This is a genomic window from uncultured Veillonella sp. (genome assembly GCF_905209685.1).
Classification (GTDB): domain Bacteria; phylum Bacillota; class Negativicutes; order Veillonellales; family Veillonellaceae; genus Veillonella.
In genome coordinates this window covers 1-15,611 of record NZ_CAJLUB010000031.1, presented here as the reverse complement: position 1 = coordinate 15,611, position 15,611 = coordinate 1, and the positions used below count along the sequence as shown (strand labels likewise).

Here is a 15,611-nt window from a genome sequence, read left to right as displayed (position 1 = left end):
TCAGTAAAGAGCCACAGGTGCCGGAATGTTACAAAGACTATTTTTCAGAGGCAGCAGCTTATCTGGAGAAAACGATGGAATTATGTCAGATGGCAATAGCGGGAACTTTGCAGCAGCGCAGTCTGGAGAGTTGTAAGGGAGATCAGGAGTTTTTGTATCATCATATGCTTCCGGCCTATTATGCGGAGAGTTATGCAAATCCAGCCTATGCAGTTACTGTTTTTGGAGAAAAAGAAGGAGAACTGCTTAGTTTTCTGCGGGCAGAGCTGGATGTGGCGATTGCTTATGCCTTTGAGGGAAAACTGGCAGAACTGACTTTACTGATAGAACTTTTTGTACAGGTGTACAATTGTTTTGAAGAGGAAGATGTACAGGAAGCAAAACAGACGATTTACTGGTATTTCCATGATTACAGTGAAGTCTTTGTGGAGAATCAGATCCGGGAAATGATCGACCCGGTGGATAGTCTGTACAAAAAGATTATTATGAAAGCAGATCTGTCGGATCTCAGTTATCTGTATCAATATGGTTTTTATATCGGAGAAAACGAACTCGGTATTGCAGCATTTTTAAATGAACTTTCAGATAAACAAAGGGCTAAAACAATTCGAGATCTAAAGATACTTGAACTATATGGCAATCGTTTAAGAGAGCCTCAGTCTAAACATTTAGAAGATGGTATTTATGAGTTACGAACGAAGCAAGGCTCCAATATTTCGAGAATATTGTATTTCTTTTTTGTGGGAAAGCGAATTGTTCTAACAAATGGTTTTGTTAAAAAGTCTATGAAAACACCGAAGAGCGCTATTGAATTAGCTATAAAATATAAGAACGATTATATCGAGAGGTATACATAATATGGAAACGTTAGATCAATATTTAGAGAAACAATTGAAAAATCCTAAGTTTAAAAAAGAGTGGGATGCATTAGATGATGAGTATCAAATTATTCAGAATATAGTTGAAGCACGATTGGCAGCTCATATGACGCAAATGCAGTTATCCGAATTAACAGGTATTACTCAGTCTGATATTAGTAAGATTGAAAATGGCAATGGTAATCCATCTTTAAAAACATTACAGAAAATAGCTCATGCTTTTGGGAAGAAACTAAAGATTGAATTTGTATAAATACTTTCACAGAGTCCGAACATTGTTGTATAATGTTAGTGAATTATTTAGACTTTCATATGGAGGATATAGATATGGCAACAAGTATGGTTATCGGCACTCAATGGGGTGACGAGGGTAAAGGTAAAATCGTTGACTGGATCGCGGAACGTGCAGACGTTGTAGTGCGCAGTCAAGGTGGTAATAATGCAGGTCATACTGTTGTGGTAGATGACAAAGCATTTGCTCTTCGACTTTTACCAAGCGGCATTTTGTACGATAACAAACAAAATATCGTTGGTACTGGTGTTGTAATCGACCCTAAAGTATTGTTACAAGAAATCGAAGGCCTTGAAAAACAAGGTAAATCTGCAAAATCCCTTCATATTTCTGACCGTGCGCATGTTATCATGCCATATCATATCGCTTTAGATAATGCAGAGGAAGCATCCAAAGGTGATGCTAAAATCGGTACTACTAAAAATGGTATCGGTCCTTGCTACGCTGATAAAATTAACCGTATTGGCATCCGTATCTGCGACTTATATGACCTTGAAACATTCAAACAAAAATTAGCATATAATGTAGAATTCAAAAACAAAATGCTTACTAAGGTGTATGATGCTGAACCTGTTAACTATGATGAAATCTTAGCGGATTACATCAAATACGCTGAAGCGTTGAAACCATATGTAACAGATACTAACATCGCTGTTCTTAAAGCAGTTAAAGAGGACAAAAAGGTATTGTTCGAAGGCGCTCAAGCTACTATGCTTGACCTTGACCATGGTACATATCCATTCGTAACATCCTCTCATCCAATCGCTGGTGGTGCTTCCACAGGCGCTGGTATTGGTCCAAACTACTTGAAAAATATCTTCGGTGTTGTAAAAGCGTATGCAACACGCGTTGGTGCAGGCCCATTCCCTACAGAGCTTCTTGATGAAACTGGCGATAACCTTCGTGAACTTGGTCATGAGTTCGGTACTGTAACTGGTCGTCCTCGTCGTTGCGGTTGGTTAGACCTTATGGTTGTAAAATATGCTGCAGGTCTTAACAGCTTAGATTATCTCGCTATTACACGCTTGGATATCCTTGATTCCTTCAAAGAATTGAAAATCTGCGTAGGTTACAAATTGAATGGTAAAGATGTAGAAGGCTTCCCAGCTAACTTGAAAGATCTTGAAGCATGCGAAGCAGTGTACGAAACATTGCCAGGTTGGGAAACAGATATTTCTGGTATCCGTAAATACGAAGATCTTCCTGAAAATGCTCGCAAATATGTAGAACGTATTGCAGAAGTAACAGGTGTACCTTTGGGTATCGTATCCGTAGGCCCTAACCGTAACCAAACTATCGACTTGGTAAACGTATTCTAAGCTATACCAATTTGATATAATAGGATTGCTCTAGGGTAGACTGGAATTTATCATTATAAATTCTATGGTTTTTCTACTATGCAATCGATTTATAGAATTATACAGATAAGGCCCCTTCATGAGGGGTCTTTTGTATTGAAAGTCATTAGAACACAAAATCGGTATAGTTTATATCTAATCCTTTCGATTGCTAATATAGTGCGGTATATCGAAGTATGCTATATGGTTATTAGAAAATCGCTATATCGAAAATTCTATAGAAAATAATTGTGCAAAATCATTATATATACATTTTTATGTATAACTAAATAAATCTATGAGATGAAAATTTATTTAAAATATTCATAGCAAATAGCTTATAGTGTGCTGAAATTAGTTTATAATGTGGTAAAATTTACTCATATATAATTATTTGGTATTCATAATAAATTATTAAGATACAAATATAAAGAAAAAAATAGATTTACATTAAGAAATAGTATATAATAGTATCAATAAGTAGATTGACATTTTTTGATACGGATTTGAGGAGTTAAAGATATGGTTGAAGTTTCTTATGAACGTTTAGCGACGATTTTTAAGGCATTAAGCGATGAAACAAGATTACACATCATCGACATGTTGTCTTGCAATGAATTATGTGCAGCTGATATTTTAGCTAGCTTCAATTTATCCCAATCTACGTTGAGCTACCATATGAAAATCTTAATTGATGCAGGTGTAGTTAACTCTCAACGTAATGGCTTATGGACACGTTACTCCATTAACGAAGCTACATTTGGCGACATTCTAGAAATCATCCCTCAATTATATAAATCTAAGGATGAGTGCATTTGTGCGCAAATTAAATACTGCCGTATTTCTGAGCACGAAAAAGAAGCGTAACAATGAGACGTTGGATTATGCATGTTGATATGGATGCATTCTTCGCGTCCATCGAACAACTGGATCATCCAGACTATAAAGGCCACCCCGTTATCGTGGGTGGTCTTTCTTCACGTGGCGTTGTTGCTACTTGTTCCTATGAGGCTCGTAAATTTGGGGTTCATTCTGCCATGCCTATCTCGAGGGCTAAGAAATTATGTCCTGATGGAATTTATGTGTATCCGCGTATGGACCGCTACAAAGAGGTATCGCATCAGATTTTTTCTATTATGAAAGAATTTACTCCCTACATTGAGCCATTGTCTATCGATGAGGCCTTTCTTGAGGTAAGTGGTATGTCTACCATGTATAGTGGGCCTAAAGCGTTAGGTCGTGCCATCAAGGACCGTGTATATGAGAAGACCGGGCTCATCATCTCGGCGGGATTAGCACCTAATAAATTTTTAGCTAAACTAGCCTCTGATTTAGACAAGCCAGATGGCCTTGTAGTCATTCCTTATGGTCGTGAAAAAGAGATTTTGGCTCCATTGCCTATTAAACGGATTTGGGGCGTAGGCCCTCATACGGAAAAACGGCTGAAAGCAGGAGGCTTCCACTTGATGCGTCACATTCAAGCCTTGCCAGATGAAGGGAGTCTCATTCCCATTGTAGGCAATCAGGCGCGACGCATATGGGAGCTAGCGAATGGTATTGATGAACGGCCTGTAGAAACAGATCGTAAAATACAATCCATCGGAGCCGAAGAAACCTACGAAGAGGATCTTGTCGATGGCAGTGCTATTGAACTCGAGTTCAGATATTTCGCCAATCGTTTGTCAAAGCGGTTACGGAAACGCAATTTGTTAGGGCATACCGTGTCGATTAAGGTGCGCTATGATGATTTTACCACCGTATCGCGACAGAAACGATTAGATACACCATCAGACCATGAGCATGTGTTTTTTGAAACAGCACTGCTCTTGTGGAACAAGCTTATGCAAGATAAGACGAGCAAGAAGCCTAAAGGTAGTCGTTCTAGCTATGCTGGGGCTAACTATGGTAGTTCTAATGGTGTTACCTTCATGGAGCCACCAGGCCCTATACGCTTGTTAGGTCTTACCGTAAGTGGTCTAGATGAAGAGGTACCGATGCAGGATAGCCTTTTTGAGTCGCCTCGGAATGAAAACGAAAATAAGCTGGCTGGTGTGTTAGACTCCTTAGAATCTAAGTTCGGTGAGACTGCAGTTATGAGCGGTGCTCTATGGCAGCGCTTTCACGGAGAAAATGGGGCGCGTAGAAAGAGATCAGAACTTAAGGCCGCAGTAGATGCACAATCTACTAACGAGGATGTATAATTCCATATAATAGACTCATAAACTTTATATTGAATACTTTCGCTAATATAAATGTTCATGTTACAATATGGATATAGTGTTTAGAAATTACCGCAAGAGAGGTATAGATATGAGTTTATTTCGTGTAGCCATCCATTATGGCATCAACAGCAACGGCTTCTTGTCCTATGATACAGAAGCAAAAACAGTATCCGTAGAGTTACCTGAACAAGAGTGGGTAGATAAGGTTATCGCTTACTTGAACGATGAACATGCTATCGAGCATGCTACAGGTCTTGATACATATGAACGGTTAACTGTAAAACCATTAGAGTCTTTAGACAATTTCAAATTAGCTTTAACACGCATGTGGGAAGCCATCGATGTACAAGTCGACTGGAGCCGTCCAGCGTAAATAAAATGATACCCCTTCATAGGCCTATTGGTACTATGAAGGGGTTCTCTTATTGTTGCTATGAGATAATGCTATTGTTATGAGATGATGGCGGCATAGCATACTGTAATGTATCAGAAACTAAGGAACTCGATGTATGAAAAAGATAATGATATCCCTTGGATTGCTCATAGTGTTAATCGCTGGATTAATGATGACCTTTTCGCGAGGTTCAGCTGAGAGCCCTACCTTTATGCGTGAAGCATTACCTAAACAGGACGGATTTGCTTCTGTAGGCAATGGGACTACTGGTGGTGCTAATGCTACAGAACAGAATGTGTTTAAAGTAACAAATAAAAAAGAATTTGTATCAGCTCTTAAGAATAGGAAAAATACTACACCTAAGATTGTATTAGTCTATGGAACTATAGATTTTGATACCGATGATAATGGTAAACCATTGACTATGAAAGACTACATGGTCGATGGCTATGACTTTCAACAATATTTAGAAACTCATAAGCCGCAAAGCACAGCGCCTAAGAGTTTAAAAGATGAGCAAGAAGCAAAGCGTAAGGCATCACAAAAGAATCAAAGTAAGTCTATTACGGTTCATGTACCGTCTAATACAAGCATCATTGGCATGGACAATGCGAAATTAAAGGGTGTAAATTTGGTTCTTGATTCGGATAATGTAATCATACGAAATATACAGTTTGAATCTCCTTATGACTATTTCCCTTCTTGGGATCCTAATGATGGACCAGAGGGCAATTGGAATTCTCAGTATGACAGTATTTCTATAAAAGGTGGTACACACATTTGGATTGATCATTCTTCCTTCCAAGATGGCCCCGAAACAGTAGAAAAATACTTTGGTCGTAAATATGAGCATAGAGATGGATTGGTTGATATTACCAATGAAGCTGACTATATAACGATTTCTTATTCGACGTTTGAAAACCACAATAAAACTATGTTAATTGGTAGTAGTGATTCAAAAATTTCAGATGAAGGAAAATTACATGTAACTTTGCATCATAATTATTTCCATGATGTAGTACAACGCTTACCAAGAGTACGATTTGGCCAGGTTCATGTGTATAATAATTACTTTGCGTCAGATACTACAAATGGTGAATATGCTTATGCTTACGCACTAGGTGTTGGGAAAAACTCCCAAATCTATGCTGAAAACAATGTGGCGGATATAGTAGGTAAAGACTATACATCATTTGTGAAAGTCTTTGGAGGAAAACAACTTACTACAGTTAATAATATGTTTAACGGACAAATCATTGATACATTTAATGATACGTTAACACCTGTAGATTGGAAACCTGAACTGTTTACTAAAATAGATCCTGTAAATGAAGTAAAAGAAAATGTATTACGTAATGCGGGGGCAAATAATATTAATAGATGATATATTCTAGTTATATGTACAGATAGCGTATGTAAGTGTTTACGCCTAATAATGATGCAAATAGCCTATAGGATTGATTTCCTATAGGCTTTTCTCATGTACTGTTTCTATATGAGAGCATGTATACAAGATTTTGTATTGCATAATCGCCATTTATATGTTACGATTTAATCGTAATAATAAATAATGATTATTAATTGATAATATTTATTGTTTTTTATGTAATAATATGTTTCATACAATTTTTAAGGTCGCATATTATTACTTATTTTTATTCTAAGTAGGAGTTTGTAACATGAGTGATGAAAAGAAATTAACAACAGCCTTTGGCGCTCCTGTACCAGATAATCGCAACTCTGCTACAGCAGGTAAACGTGGTCCTGTATTGATGCAAGATGTTTGGCTCATGGAGAAATTAGCTCATTTTGAGCGCGAAGTGATTCCTGAACGCCGCATGCATGCTAAAGGATCCGGTGCATTTGGTACTTTCACAGTCACTAACGATATTACAAAATATACGAAAGCAAAAATTTTCTCTGAAGTAGGCAAGCAAACGCCGTTATTCGTGCGTTTCTCTACCGTTGCCGGTGAGCGTGGTGCGGCCGATGCAGAACGCGACATTCGTGGCTTTGCCGTAAAATTCTATACAGAAGAAGGAAACTGGGACCTCGTAGGTAACAATACACCTGTATTCTTTATCCGCGATCCATTGCAATTCCCTGATTTGAACCGCGCTGTAAAACGTAATCCACAAACAAACCTTCGCGATGCGACAGCAAACTGGGACTTCTGGTCTAGCTTGCCAGAAGCAATTCACCAAGTAACAATCGTTATGAGTGACCGTGGTATTCCTAAATCCTACCGCACAATGCATGGTTTTGGTAGCCATACATATAGTCTAATTAATGAAAACGATGAACGTGTATGGGTTAAATTCCATTGGGTTTGTCAACAGCCGATTGAAAATCTTTCCGACGCTGAGGCGGCTAATGTGATAGCTAGTGACCGTGAAAGCCACCAACGTGACCTCTTTGAGGCTATTGAAAGAGGCGATTTTCCTAAATGGAAATTATGCATCCAAGTGATGACCGAAGAACAAGCTAATAACATGCCATACAACCCATTCGACTTAACAAAGGTATGGTATCATGACGAATTCCCATTGATTGAAGTTGGTGTGATGGAACTTAACCGCAACCCAGAAAATTATTTCCAAGATGTAGAACAAGCTGCATTTGCTCCAACAACTATCATTCCCGGCATATCTTTCTCTCCTGATAGAATGCTTCAAGGTCGTTTGTTCTCTTATGCCGATGCGCAACGCTATCGTCTGGGGGCAAATTATTATCAAATCCCTGTTAATGCCGCTAAATGCCCTGTAAACATCTACCATCGTGATGGACAAGGCCGTGTAGATGGTAACCATGGCTCTACTATTGGCTATGCTCCTAATAGCTTCGGTGAATGGGCTGAACAACCACAATTCAAAAACCCTGGTCTAGACGTATCTGGTGCAGCATACCAATACGACTTCTACGAAGATGACTCTGACTTCTACACACAACCAGGTAAATTGTTCCGTCTCATGAGCCCTGAAAAACAGCAAATCTTGTTTGAAAACACAGCAGCAGCTATGGATGGTGTACCTGATTTCATTAAAGAACGCCATGCAAAACATTGCTACCAATGTGATCCAGCTTATGGTGAAGGCGTAGCTAAAGCCTTGGGCATGAACATCGATTTCAGCGATGTAAAATAAATTAATAGATCTCTCTAACTAATAAATCCCTTACAAAACTCTCTTATATTTACATAAATAACCCCTTAAAAGAACATAAAACAATCCTATAAACTTGCACACATTATATAACTATTTATGTAAATGATATTCTATCTAAACAACATAAACGACTAAAAGAACTTCCTTAAACTAAAACGAAGCCCCTCCTTGCTATGTAGTTCATAGTAAGGTGGGGCTTTTGTCGTGGTGAGTGTATTTAAATATTGTTAATCAAATTTTTTATTAGTTAGGTCCTGATACATAAGCTTAGCGATTTCATACTGTGGATCGCCGGCTTGTAGTTGGTGTGATGGTAGTTTAAATACAGCTTCAGCTCTTTCCTCTTTCTTGATATCGATACCCTTTGCATCTTCAGAACGACTTATGGAAATGGTATGTGTTGTTGGATTTATGAAGTACGCATTTACATCGATGCTGAAAGCTTTGTTTTCGTCTTTTCTCATGAGTACACGTAGAATCATAGCTGAAATAGCAGTGGTGCCATCTTTTTCACCTAATAGCTGTTTAGATGTGTAGTCCACATAATCTGCATAGACATAAATATCGCCAGGTTTTGCCTTGTCATAATCTTGTGTATAGGCCTCTACTAAACGCAAATCGAGTTGTCTACCAAATGGTCTAGAGAACATTTCACTTTGTAATACGCGTGTTTCACTAACAGGTGGATAGGACGGTATTGGTGTTAAACCTTTTAGCATATCTGTGCGTGTTTCGTCTTTTCTTTTAGCCTGACGTTCTGCAGTGACCTTGTCTAAGCGTTTACGCTCTTTTAACATGGCCTTTTCTTGTTCTTCTTTAGTTTTGTAAGTTTTTACGGATACAACACGGTTACCAGACATAGTCACTGTTGAATAGATAGGCTTATCTTTAGTAGGTTTTCCCTTAGAAGCATCAAGCGTAGATTGTATCATAGCAGGTGTTGCGCTCTCGATAGATTTTTTTAACTCTGGAATATTAGAATAATCCATATCAACCACTGCAGTATCTGTGCTTTCACTTGGCTGTACTGGTGTAGCCCCGTACGCAGATGATATAGCCAATACAGCAAATAGTGAACTGGTAATAATCGATCGTTTACATAGTTTCATTACATATACCTCTTTTTTATAAGAACTCTCTAATACTATCAACAGCTGTATTATAGCATAGTTATAGTGTAGATAGATTTAAAATATACAGATAGAATATAAATTTATAGAGGACTTTCGTATACCTATGTAGAATTACATTGTGTATTGTATGTATACAGAGAGCCAATGTGGATAGGAGGCAATTATGAAACGTAGTAGTTTAGCATGGTATATAGCGGTGGCTTGTTTTGGCGGTAGCCTTTGCGTAGGTTCTGTGGTACAGGCGGATTCTCCGACGACAGTGAAAGCAAATCCTGTAGTTCCTACAGCGATGGTAGCGCAGGTTCAATCAACCCAATCGATTAATAGTACAGCGGCTACAAATACGGTAGCTAATACGGTAGCCGCTAATAGTGAGGCCACAAAAGCTGCAGTACCGCTAGATGAGCAGGCAGCGTTGAAGCAAAAACAGCAGTACCAAGCCGAAACAGAAACAATGGGGCTCTTATGGATGCGCACCTCTGCAGAGTACAGAGCACTAGCGTATCAAGGGTACAATGTGGCGCTAAACCTTGTTAAGATGGCCGTTACTGATCCATCTCATCAAAGAAAACCTCTTGCTATCGTTCTTGATGCTGATGAAACAGTAGTGGATAATACTAAACTGATGGGTGAAAGTGTTGCTAATGGCAATGGTCGCTTCGATGCTCCTTGGTGGCGTCAAGCTGTGCATCAAGGTAAATCGCAAGCCATGCCTGGTGCTGTTGAGTTCCTAAATGAAGTACATAAACAAGGTGTTGAAATATTCTACGTTTCAAACCGCTATGCACCTGTTAACTATGATGCAACAGTACAAAACTTTAAGGAGCTAGGATTCCCATCCGTCGATAAAGAACATGTATTACTATTCGAAAAAGACTCTGATAAACAACCTCGCTTCGATATGATTGCTAAAAAATATTATGTCGTTCTATACATGGGTGATAATGCCGGTGACTTCCCAATTGGTACAAAAGGTAAGACCTTAGCTGAAAGAAACGCTATCATCGATGAACATAAAGAAGACTTTGGTACTACCTTTGTTGTATTTCCAAATCCTGCCTACGGATCCTGGGTTAGTGCATTAGCGAAAGGCTACCAAAACCTCAGCCCAGAAGAACAAAAACAAGTGAATAACCAATACCTACAACAATAAGGACGCCTTGCGTATACTTTATTAAAAACGATATAATAAAGTATACATGCGTCTATAGCTCAGTAGGATAGAGCAGCAGTTTCCTAAACTGCGTGTCACTGGTTCGATTCCGGTTAGGCGCACCAGTATAGAAAAGAAGGTATACGGCTTTTATAAGCTGTATACCTTCTTTTTTGTATTATCTTGCATTTCTTATGAGCTGGAATTATAATATTAGAGTAATATTCATATTTTATTCATGTTAAAGCATGGATAGTGCATAGAGAAGTGGATTCAGGTTTCATCAGATAACTTTGAATCTTTTTTTGAGTTATTGTTTTTGTTGTCTTAAAAGGGGTACAACCTATGAAAAAAGAATTGCTTTTAACGGCTATGATTACCGCCAGTGTTACTACAACAGCGTTTGCCGCATCTAATTTAGATATTAGCGCTGCAACTGCTGCGCCATTAAATATGCAAAATTCTATTGCATATGGTGGGGATAATAAAGTTGAGCAGGATATGTTCTCCCCTGTAAAAAATATATTGCTTGGTGGAGACAAGAATACAGTTCGATCTTCCGCTAATGATACGATCACCTCTGGTACTAATAATACTGTATCTGGCCCAGGCAGTATCGTATCAGGTTGGTATAATAAAAACTCTGCTACTCACAGCTTGGTAGTAGGTACTAGCAATACTGTTGGCGGTACTAATAATATCGCAGGTGGTTTTAACCATATTAATAATGACAATGCAATTAACTCTTTATTAATTGGTAACCGTAATAGTATTGATGGTCAGAACTCTGTAGCTTTGGGCATGAATAACACCATTAAAGGCAATAATGCTTTGGTAGGTGGTACTGGTGCCAAGGTCCAAGGTAATAATGCAATCGCCTTTGGTGATAGTGCGAAAGCAACATACAACGATGCGTATGCAATCGGTCGTAAAGCGGAAGCAACTGCTCAAAATACTGTTGCTATCGGTAACAATGCAAAGGCCAATAACAATATGGGTACAGCGATTGGTTATAATGCAAGAGCAAAAAATGATTATGCTACAGCAGTGGGTTATAGCTCCACAGGTTCTGGTAATCAATCTTCTGCGTTTGGTTTTAATGCAGAAGCAACGGCTATGAATACGACTGCAGTTGGTTCTTATGCAAATGCTAGCGGTGCGTACTCCACAGCGTTAGGCTTTAAAACAGTGGCTTCTAATGAAGATGCTGTAGCATTAGGTAATTATTCAACTAGTGCTGGTAAAAGTGCCTTTGCTGCTGGTACATTAGCAAATGCAGCAGAAAAGGATTCCTTAGCAATCGGCCATAGTGCAACTACAACAAAGGAAAACGGCATTGCTATCGGTACAAATGCGATGGCTGCTACAGATAATAGCATTGCCTTAGGTGCTAAGTCTGTTACGGCTACAGCAGTGTCTACTAACTCTGGTGTTATCGGCGGCAGAACTTATAACTTTGCTGGTGGAAATGCGGTTGGTACATTGAGCATTGGTGATAGTGGAGCAGAACGTACGATTACAAATGTAGCAGCAGGCCGTGTATCTGCTACATCTACTGATGCAGTCAATGGGTCCCAATTACATGCCATTAAAGACGTAGTAGATAATCATGAAAACCGTATCACTACCATAGAAGGCGATATTAATACGTTAAATAATCGTATTATTAATGGCGGCGCCAATAGCTTAAATGAAGCTAAATCCTACACTGATCAACAAGTATCTAGCGTAGCGGCGGCTTCTGCAGCACTAGCTGGCTTGCATCCATTAGATTTCGATAAACATGATAAATGGTCCTATTCCGTTGGCTTTGGTAACTATAAAAATGCTAATGCAGCGGCGCTAGGTGCGTTCTATCGCCCTAATAAAAACACAATGTTTAATGCTGCCACTACCGTTGGTAACGGTCGTAATTCTATTAGCTTAGGTGCTAATTTCAAATTTGGTAAAAGCTCTGAAGAGGTAACTACTGAAGATGCAGCACAACTTAAGAAAGATATGAAAGACCTATCTGAAAAATATAATGAGTTAGAACGAAAATATACTGAATTGGCAGCTAAATTAGAATCTAAATAATAGAATCAAAACTCCTACAAGGTTTCTCTTGTAGGAGTTTTTTTATCCTATGCTTTTATTATAAGTATTCCTTAATAATGATATAATTAAGATACATATTCAATTACATATTCCGTTAAACATTAAATGTAAGTGACAGTATATAGTGGAGAGTAGTATATGAGCTTTTACAATTGGATTCAAGAAAAACTATTTGATGAATACGAAGAATGGCGCTTGAAGAGCCCTGGTTCTAATGGAAACGGTTTTAATATAGTCGGAATAGATAATACTTTACAGGCTATGCATGATGGATTTTATATGTATATGGAGCTTTACCCACCTCATGCCATCGATGGATGTACAGCCATGAAAGCGCGTGTAGGAAAAACATCAGATGCAGTAGATTTATTCTTAGATATAGATGGCAAGACCTATCGTATGGCTGATGTAAGTTATCCTGACGCAGTGAAGATGATGCGGGCTTTTATGAAAAAACGCAGAGTACCTGATTGTAGCTTGTGTGTAGAAGCAGCGTATCTAGATATCGATCAGATGCAATCTACATTTAAAGAGTTAGCAACGTTGTTGCTAGGCGATGCTAAACAAGCTAAATCGTTTATGACCAAGGTTAAGTTGCGCTCCTTGGAAGAATTAGAAGATAGCTGGTGGAACCTCTATGAGAAACTAGTCTCTAAAGGATATGCCGTAGAGTTAGACTGTAGATGTGAACTAGAGGATTTTATTTATTATGTACAGAAGTTAATATGTAATAAGTCTTTAGATACTAGAGAAAATCTAACTATTGATACAGCAGCATTAGATGAAGATCAAGTTATTATGGACTGGTGTGCTAGTCTTAATTCTACGTGGGAAAACTATACGTTAGCAGGCATGGACACAGGAACCGATAGCTTTGTACTTATGGTGCTTTCAAATGAGGAATTTAAAACAGCCAAAGAACTAGCGAAAGAATTATTACATAGAATCGATGTAGCTGAGCGATTATGATGATGTTAGGCTATAGACTAGTTATATATTTGCTTGTATGTGAGATAAATAGGAGAGAGTCATATGAGTATTGTACGTCTACCAGAATATGAAGCAGAGTTTGAATCGGAAGAGTTTGAAATTTATGCATTACCACGCAGTGATGCGAATGGGGCTAGTCCTTATTTAGAGAAGTACCATAGACCACTGGTGGACACCGATGCTATCCTAGATACTCGAACTGGTATGCTTGACCGTAGCGAAGGCATTTTGACGTGGATTATTGAGGGCCTTGACGATAGATGGGGTTATTCTTTTGAGCCCCATGGCGTTTACAAATTGTTGGTTAAGAAAGCAAAGCCTTTAGAGGACTTGGGCTATATGCGTCCTTCTTGGAATAATCGCTATTATGTGCTTGAGGTGTTAGAGGAACATGCTAAACATAGTGAGTTAGAGGCCTTGTCGGCTTATTTGAAAACTCCTAAATACCTTCATACTGATAGGGGTGATTTCCTGTTAAATCGAGAGTATCAATATTACACAGCCAGAATTGATGATTATGCATTCACCCTTGATGTGGATGAGGGTTCTGATGAAAGCTGTACCGTAGCATTGGCTACTTTCAATACAATCGATAATTTCAAAGCATTTGAACAACGAATTAGTACCTATATTAGTGAGACCTTGTTAGAACTCGCTAATTATTGGCTCGACAATGACGACCAAGATCCGATTACGTCAGACGTATTTGCTAAGCGTATTACGATGGGAGAATTGGCGTTTCGCAATGATGGCACCATAGAGGTCTATTATGACGATGACGATATCTTCTGGGGGCACTGCATCATAGCTCATATTGATGCAGATGGAAATCCTACTGATGCGGATATTGCAGGATGATTAACTAATGGAGCGTCCTGATGAGAAAATCGGAATTAATGACTTTATGGAATGTTGAAAGCTGGTCTGAAGAACCGTATGGCGTTTACTTTGTATCTCGCAGATTGGGAACTAATCGTATAGAGAATGAAGGACAAGTCTTTCAAAAACTTAATATTAGTTGCACTAATTATACTGAGGCTGAGGTGCTTTCACTACCAATGTGGAAACAATTATATGTTCAATTAGATAAATTAGATCAACTAGCACAGGAACTCATACAACAGGAAATACCGCAAGAAGAGTCTATTGTACTAACCTTAACCGATATTATGCTAGATAAGTCAGGTTGTTACGATGCATTTGCACTAGGCTATGATGTGGGAGAATCCCCAGCAGGACATCTATATGTTTTGGTTTCTTTTGATGAAAACTTTACGGTTCAACAAGATGTGATTTATGAAACCTTATAGAGTTGTACTAAATTGGTGACACGGGTGTTGTAGACTATCTAAAAAATAAGTGATATGCAGGAGAGATTATGGAAGATATGTATACATTAGTTAAAGATTTCTTTAGTCATGATATGGATTTAGATGATTTATTTAATTCTGAGGCTATTATTTGGATTGACTGGCGCGAGGATGACGAAGATGTGGTTCGTTATTTCAATGATATGATGGATGAGCCTATCGATATTCAAACTGTTAGTAATGGCAAGCTCTATGGTGACGATATTGTGTTACAAAAGGGCGATAATGAACTCTTAATTCCTTACGGTGATGAGAAAGATCGGGATGTAACTATCAAATACTTCAACGACTTCGTTCAGCCTGATTATGAGGTGCGTTGGTTTACTGAAAGCCTTGGAAATGATACGCTTGGATTTACTGTGCTTTCAGGGGCAGAATGGGCCAAATTAAACGATGAATTTGGGGCAGATACAGTTCGTTACTATTTTGAACCTATTAATCTTGAAAGTAACATGTTTAATCTTGATATGGACGAAGTATTTGCACTACTGGCATTACGAGAGTCCTAGAGGAGATTCATATGGCAATTGACGGTGTGAAAATCATAGATAGTGATGATGGCCATGATATTTATAATGCCA

General features: G+C 38.5%; 15 protein-coding genes and 1 tRNA gene. 15 read left to right on the top strand and 1 reads right to left on the bottom strand.

The features are described 5' to 3' along the window. The 8 genes from QZ055_RS04000 to QZ055_RS03965 all read left to right on the top strand — a co-directional run. Window positions 1–857 (top strand): type II toxin-antitoxin system RelE/ParE family toxin (locus QZ055_RS04000; RefSeq protein WP_295824802.1); only part of this gene is annotated, 857 nt, incomplete at its 5' end. Between the two features lies 1 nt (window position 858). Then, complete coding sequence (locus QZ055_RS03995; protein WP_024062668.1) at window positions 859–1,131, top strand: helix-turn-helix domain-containing protein; 273 nt, start codon at window positions 859–861, stop codon at window positions 1,129–1,131. A gap of 74 nt (window positions 1,132–1,205) precedes the next feature. Beyond that, complete coding sequence (locus tag QZ055_RS03990) at window positions 1,206–2,489, top strand: adenylosuccinate synthase (RefSeq protein ID WP_024063803.1); 1,284 nt, start codon at window positions 1,206–1,208, stop codon at window positions 2,487–2,489. A gap of 540 nt (window positions 2,490–3,029) precedes the next feature. Next, window positions 3,030–3,374, top strand: coding sequence for a helix-turn-helix transcriptional regulator (locus tag QZ055_RS03985; RefSeq protein WP_009352539.1), 345 nt, complete (start codon window positions 3,030–3,032; stop codon window positions 3,372–3,374). 2 nt (window positions 3,375–3,376) lie between these two features. Next, window positions 3,377–4,708 (top strand): DNA polymerase IV, encoded by a 1,332-nt coding sequence (dinB, locus tag QZ055_RS03980; RefSeq protein WP_295824801.1) that lies wholly within the window; start codon window positions 3,377–3,379, stop codon window positions 4,706–4,708. Window positions 4,709–4,817: 109 nt separating this feature from the next. After that, window positions 4,818–5,102 (top strand): hypothetical protein, encoded by a 285-nt coding sequence (locus QZ055_RS03975; RefSeq protein WP_295824799.1) that lies wholly within the window; start codon window positions 4,818–4,820, stop codon window positions 5,100–5,102. A gap of 136 nt (window positions 5,103–5,238) precedes the next feature. After that, the gene (locus QZ055_RS03970; protein ID WP_295824798.1) at window positions 5,239–6,507 is read left to right on the top strand and encodes a polysaccharide lyase family 1 protein; all 1,269 of its coding nucleotides are present in this window, start codon (window positions 5,239–5,241) and stop codon (window positions 6,505–6,507) included. Between the two features lie 295 nt (window positions 6,508–6,802). Beyond that, a complete protein-coding gene (locus QZ055_RS03965) occupies window positions 6,803–8,266 on the top strand; it encodes a catalase (RefSeq protein WP_295824795.1) in 1,464 nt (487 codons plus the stop codon). Window positions 8,267–8,514: 248 nt separating this feature from the next. Here the strand turns inward: QZ055_RS03965 and QZ055_RS03960 are convergent, their stop codons facing one another. Continuing rightward, window positions 8,515–9,396 (bottom strand): hypothetical protein, encoded by an 882-nt coding sequence (locus QZ055_RS03960; RefSeq protein WP_005385025.1) that lies wholly within the window; start codon window positions 9,394–9,396, stop codon window positions 8,515–8,517. A gap of 187 nt (window positions 9,397–9,583) precedes the next feature. Here QZ055_RS03960 and QZ055_RS03955 point away from each other — a divergent pair, with 187 nt between their 5' ends. The 7 genes from QZ055_RS03955 to QZ055_RS03925 all read left to right on the top strand — a co-directional run bounded on the left by QZ055_RS03955 (window position 9,584) and on the right by QZ055_RS03925 (window position 15,539). Further along, window positions 9,584–10,573 (top strand): 5'-nucleotidase, lipoprotein e(P4) family, encoded by a 990-nt coding sequence (locus QZ055_RS03955; RefSeq protein ID WP_295824792.1) that lies wholly within the window; start codon window positions 9,584–9,586, stop codon window positions 10,571–10,573. A 48-nt stretch (window positions 10,574–10,621) separates the two neighbouring features. Continuing rightward, a tRNA-Arg gene (locus QZ055_RS03950) sits at window positions 10,622–10,698 on the top strand. A 220-nt stretch (window positions 10,699–10,918) separates the two neighbouring features. Continuing rightward, on the top strand, window positions 10,919–12,649 hold the full coding sequence (locus QZ055_RS03945; RefSeq protein ID WP_295824791.1) for a YadA-like family protein: 1,731 nt from the start codon (window positions 10,919–10,921) through the stop codon (window positions 12,647–12,649). A gap of 159 nt (window positions 12,650–12,808) precedes the next feature. Then, window positions 12,809–13,639, top strand: coding sequence for a DUF6630 family protein (locus QZ055_RS03940; RefSeq protein WP_295824789.1), 831 nt, complete (start codon window positions 12,809–12,811; stop codon window positions 13,637–13,639). 63 nt (window positions 13,640–13,702) lie between these two features. Beyond that, window positions 13,703–14,518, top strand: a complete 816-nt coding sequence (locus QZ055_RS03935; protein ID WP_156719884.1) for a DUF2262 domain-containing protein — start codon at window positions 13,703–13,705, stop codon at window positions 14,516–14,518. Between the two features lie 20 nt (window positions 14,519–14,538). Then, a complete protein-coding gene (locus tag QZ055_RS03930; RefSeq protein WP_295824787.1) occupies window positions 14,539–14,970 on the top strand; it encodes a hypothetical protein in 432 nt (143 codons plus the stop codon). A 68-nt stretch (window positions 14,971–15,038) separates the two neighbouring features. Further along, on the top strand, window positions 15,039–15,539 hold the full coding sequence (locus QZ055_RS03925) for a hypothetical protein (RefSeq protein WP_295824785.1): 501 nt from the start codon (window positions 15,039–15,041) through the stop codon (window positions 15,537–15,539). Window positions 15,540–15,611 lie beyond the last annotated feature (72 nt).

What these genes read in the sequence shown, in the direction of transcription:
- QZ055_RS03945 (WP_295824791.1), top strand. Translation starts at nt 10,919, where the DNA reads ATGAAAAAAGAATTGCTTTTAACGGCTATGATTACCGCCAGTGTTACT.
- QZ055_RS03990 (WP_024063803.1), top strand. Translation starts at nt 1,206, where the DNA reads ATGGCAACAAGTATGGTTATCGGCACTCAATGGGGTGACGAGGGTAAA.
- QZ055_RS03970 (WP_295824798.1), top strand. Translation starts at nt 5,239, where the DNA reads ATGAAAAAGATAATGATATCCCTTGGATTGCTCATAGTGTTAATCGCT.
- QZ055_RS03940 (WP_295824789.1), top strand. Translation starts at nt 12,809, where the DNA reads ATGAGCTTTTACAATTGGATTCAAGAAAAACTATTTGATGAATACGAA.
- QZ055_RS03965 (WP_295824795.1), top strand. Translation starts at nt 6,803, where the DNA reads ATGAGTGATGAAAAGAAATTAACAACAGCCTTTGGCGCTCCTGTACCA.
- QZ055_RS03930 (WP_295824787.1), top strand. Translation starts at nt 14,539, where the DNA reads ATGAGAAAATCGGAATTAATGACTTTATGGAATGTTGAAAGCTGGTCT.
- QZ055_RS03960 (WP_005385025.1), bottom strand. Translation starts at nt 9,396, where the DNA reads ATGAAACTATGTAAACGATCGATTATTACCAGTTCACTATTTGCTGTA.
- dinB (WP_295824801.1), top strand. Translation starts at nt 3,377, where the DNA reads ATGAGACGTTGGATTATGCATGTTGATATGGATGCATTCTTCGCGTCC.
- QZ055_RS03955 (WP_295824792.1), top strand. Translation starts at nt 9,584, where the DNA reads ATGAAACGTAGTAGTTTAGCATGGTATATAGCGGTGGCTTGTTTTGGC.
- QZ055_RS03975 (WP_295824799.1), top strand. Translation starts at nt 4,818, where the DNA reads ATGAGTTTATTTCGTGTAGCCATCCATTATGGCATCAACAGCAACGGC.
- QZ055_RS03925 (WP_295824785.1), top strand. Translation starts at nt 15,039, where the DNA reads ATGGAAGATATGTATACATTAGTTAAAGATTTCTTTAGTCATGATATG.
- QZ055_RS03985 (WP_009352539.1), top strand. Translation starts at nt 3,030, where the DNA reads ATGGTTGAAGTTTCTTATGAACGTTTAGCGACGATTTTTAAGGCATTA.
- QZ055_RS03995 (WP_024062668.1), top strand. Translation starts at nt 859, where the DNA reads ATGGAAACGTTAGATCAATATTTAGAGAAACAATTGAAAAATCCTAAG.
- QZ055_RS03935 (WP_156719884.1), top strand. Translation starts at nt 13,703, where the DNA reads ATGAGTATTGTACGTCTACCAGAATATGAAGCAGAGTTTGAATCGGAA.